The following is a 3,892-nucleotide window of genomic DNA, read 5'->3' as shown; positions in this document are numbered from 1 at the left end:
GTGTTCCCGCAGTTCATGAGGTTGCCGGCCAGCGGCCGGCACTACCCCGGCGTTGGACGCGCTGTTCCTCCAGGCTGGCCGTCCAGCACCAGCGCTATGCACGGTAGTGCCGGCCGCTGGCCGGCACCTGCAGGATGGTCCCAGAGTTCATGAGGTTGCCGGCCAGCAGCCGGCACTATCGGGCGTCATTCCTCCAGGCTGGCGTTCCAGAATCCCTGCAGTACACCGGGCGTGGCCGCCAACGTCGCCAGCACGGCATCCAGTTCGCCGCCATCGACCGTGGTGGCGTACAGCACCGCTTCGATCTCGACATCGCGCTCGCCGAACGGGCGCTGGTCGACCGCACGCACCGGGTACTGCGCCTGCTCCAGCAACAGCAGAAGCCGGTCCAATACCTCGGCCTGCTGCTCGCGTTGGCAGACCACGTTGATGGCATAGGTGGCTTCGCTGAACGCTTCCGGTAGCGGTTGCCGCTGGATGCGGTTCACCACCGGACGCAGCAGGGTGTTGGCGGCCAGCACGAACACCGCAGCCAGCACCGCCTCGGGCAGGAGCTTGATGCCCGCACAGGCGCCGACCGCCGCCGAGCCCCACAAGGTGGCGGCGGTGTTCAGACCCGATACCTGGGCGCCATCCTTCATGATCGCGCCGGCACCGAGGAAACCGACACCGGAGATCACGTAGGCCACCACGTGCAGCGGTGAAGGCGGACCGCCGTACATGTCGTGGAAGCGCACGGCGAGGTCGACGAACACCGCGGCACCTACCGCCACCAGCGTGTTGGTGCGCAGGCCGGCAGTGCGTTGGCGGAACTGCCGCTCCAGGCCGATCAGCGCGCCCAGAACGAAGGCGACGGACAGGCTGATCAGCGAGCTGAGGGTGGCGCCCGCGTTGAACGCGGGCAGATGGGGGTTGAGGTCCATGAGGGTTCTCCCTGCGCCTGGCGCGTTTACTGCCAGCCGTAGCGGCGGATGTAGAGCTTCTTCAGCGCGGTGGTCAGCACCGCATAGCCGAACAGGATCGCCACCAGGAACGGCCAGTAGCCGGCCGGCAGTGCCTGCAGCTTGAAGTAGCCCGCCAGCGGACTCATCGGCAGGATCACACCGATCGCCATGATCGCCCCGGTCATCAGCAGCAGCGGCGGCGCGGCGATGCTCTGCAGGAACGGCACCTTCGGCGTGCGGATCATGTGCACGATCAGGGTCTGGGTCAGTAGGCCGACCACGAACCAGCCCGACTGGAACAGGCCCTGGTCGGCCGGGGTGCGTGCGTCGAACACATACCACATCAAGGCGAAGCAGCTGAGGTCGAAGATCGAGCTGATCGGCCCGAAGAACACCATGAAGCGGCCGATGTCCGCCGGGTTCCACTTCAGCGGCTTGCGCACCAGTTCCTCATCGACATTGTCGAAGGGAATGGCGATCTGCGAGATGTCATACAGCAGGTTCTGCACCAGCAGCTGCAACGGCAGCATCGGCAGGAACGGCAGGAACGCCGAGGCCACCAGCACCGAGAACACGTTGCCGAAATTGGAGCTGGCGGTCATGCGAATGTACTTCAGCATGTTACTGAAGGTCCGCCGCCCCTGGATGACGCCTTCCTCGAGCACCATCAGGTTCTTTTCCAGCAGGATGATGTCGGCGGCCTCCTTGGCGATGTCCACCGCACTGTCCACGCTGATGCCGATATCGGCGGCGCGCAGTGCGGGAGCATCGTTGATGCCATCGCCGAGAAAGCCGACCACTTTGCCCTGCGCCCGCAGCTCGCGCACCAGCCGTTCCTTGTGCAGGGGCGTGAGGCGGGCGAACACGCGATGCTCCTGCAGTGCACGCGCCACGGCAGCGTCGTCCATACGCTCGATCTGCGGGCCGGTCACGATCCTGTCGACGTCCAGGCCAACCTGGGCGCAGATCCGGGCGGTGACCAGTTCGTTGTCGCCGGTGAACACCTTCACTTCCACACCATGCGCGGCCAGCGCCTGCAGTGCGTGAGCAGCGGATTCCTTCGGCGGATCGAGGAAGGCCACATAGCCGACCAGGGTCAGATCCCGCTCGTCGGCCTGCGAGTACACAGTCTGGGTGGCGGCGGTCTCCTTCATCGCCACCGCCACCACGCGCAGGCCCTGTTCGTTCAGTTCCTCGGTGGTCTGCCGCACGCGGGCCAGGCGCTGTTCGTCCAGCGGCATGTCCTGGCCGTTCTCGCGCACGGTGCTGCACACCGCCAGCATTTCCTCCACCGCGCCTTTGCAGATCAATTCGTGATGGTCCTCACGCTCGGATACCACCACCGACATGCGGCGGCGCTCGAAGTCGAACGGGATCTCGTCGACCTTGCGGTAGTCCTGTGACAGGCGCAGTGAGCTCTGCAGCTCCACATGCTCCAGCACCGCACGATCGAGCAGGTTGATCAGGCCGGTCTGGAAGTGGCTGTTGAGGTAGGCGAAGGTCAGCACATCCTCCGAATCCTGCCCGAACACATCGGTGTGCCGCTCCAGCGCGATCTTGTCCTGGGTGAGGGTGCCGGTCTTGTCGGTACACAGCACTTCCATCGCACCGAAGTTCTGGATCGCGTCCAGGCGCTTGACGATCACCTTGCGCCGCGACAGCAGCACCGCGCCCTTGGCCAGGGTGGAGGTGACGATCATCGGCAGCATTTCCGGGGTCAGGCCGACTGCCACCGACAGCGCGAACAGGAACGCTTCTGTCCAGTCGCCCTTGGTCCAGCCATTGACCAGCAGCACGAACGGCACCATCACCAGGGCAAAGCGGATCAGCAGCCAGCTGACACTGTTGACCCCGGCCTGGAATGCCGTCGGCGCGCGATCGCTGGCACTGCTGCGCTGGGCGAGGGTGCCGAAGTAGCTGGTGTTGCCGGTGGCCAGCACCAGTGCTGTTGCCGTCCCGGACACCACATTGGTCCCCATGAACAACAGGTTGGCCTGTTCCATCAAGCCGGCGTCGGCATTGCCCGGCTGCACGAACTTTTCCACCGGCAGCGATTCGCCGGTCATCGCCGCCTGTGCGACAAACAGATCCTTGGCGGCGAGCACGCGGCAGTCGGCCGGGATCATGTCGCCGGCCGACAGCACGATATGGTCACCCGGTACCAGGTCGCGGATCGGCAGATCCAGCAGCCGTGCCGGCCGCCGGCTGTGCAGCTGTGCGCCGAAATACTGATCGGCCACTTCTGCCGCCTCGGTGCCCGCAGCGCGGCGCAGCACGCGGGCGGTGTTGCCTACCAGCGCCTTCAGCCGTTCGGCGGCGCGGTTGGAGCGCCCTTCCTGCACGAAGCGGATCAGGGTGGACAGCACCACCATCGCGCCGATCACCACCGTCGCCTTGGCGTCTTCGGTCAGCCAGGACACGGCTGCCAGCACCGTCAGCAGCAGGTTGAACGGGTTGCGATAGCACTGCCACAGATGGCGCCACCACGGCAGCGGCTTCTCGTGATCGACCTCGTTGGGGCCGAAGCGCAGCAGGCGCTCTTCGGCCTCGTGCGGGCTGAGACCATCGACATGTGACTGCAGGGTGGCCAGCGCATCGGCTTCGCTGCCCTGTGCAAGCGCGAGCAATCCAGCAGTGAGCGCGGCGGGCGCGGCCTGCGTACTGCCACGGCCATAACCGGCTTCGGGCATCGCGCGACGACCGAACAGGTTGCCCGCGCGACGGCTGCGCAGGAAGGCGTTGAACCAGGCGTTGAGCAGGCTCATGGGAAGGTCCTCTTGGAGCGGCGCCGGGCGGAGCCGGCGCGTGGAGCGGAAGGGGCGGGTATCAGGCGTGGCGCATGGCCAGCACCGATGGCGACCAGGGCTGCATGCGCAAGCGTTGGCTGCCGCCGATGCACAGCGGCTTCATCGCATCGCGCAGCGGGTAGGGCAGGTGGCGCAGCACGT

The 3,892-nt window shown here is 66.2% G+C and carries 2 protein-coding genes; both read right to left on the bottom strand.

Features of this window, described 5'->3' with window-relative positions:
- Positions 1 to 185: 185 nt before the first annotated feature.
- A complete protein-coding gene (locus AB4Y84_RS15610; protein WP_442243637.1) occupies positions 186 to 923 on the bottom strand; it encodes an MgtC/SapB family protein in 738 nt (245 codons plus the stop codon).
- Positions 924 to 949: 26 nt separating this feature from the next.
- Complete coding sequence (mgtA, locus tag AB4Y84_RS15605) at positions 950 to 3,709, bottom strand: magnesium-translocating P-type ATPase (RefSeq protein ID WP_442243636.1); 2,760 nt, start codon at positions 3,707 to 3,709, stop codon at positions 950 to 952.
- Positions 3,710 to 3,892: the final 183 nt, after the last annotated feature.

The sequence above is a fragment of the Stenotrophomonas sp. 2YAF22 genome (genome assembly GCF_052114665.1).
Classification (GTDB): domain Bacteria; phylum Pseudomonadota; class Gammaproteobacteria; order Xanthomonadales; family Xanthomonadaceae; genus Stenotrophomonas; species Stenotrophomonas indicatrix.
The sequence above is the reverse complement of the archived record's forward strand: the minus strand, read 5'-3'. Positions and strand labels throughout refer to the sequence as shown.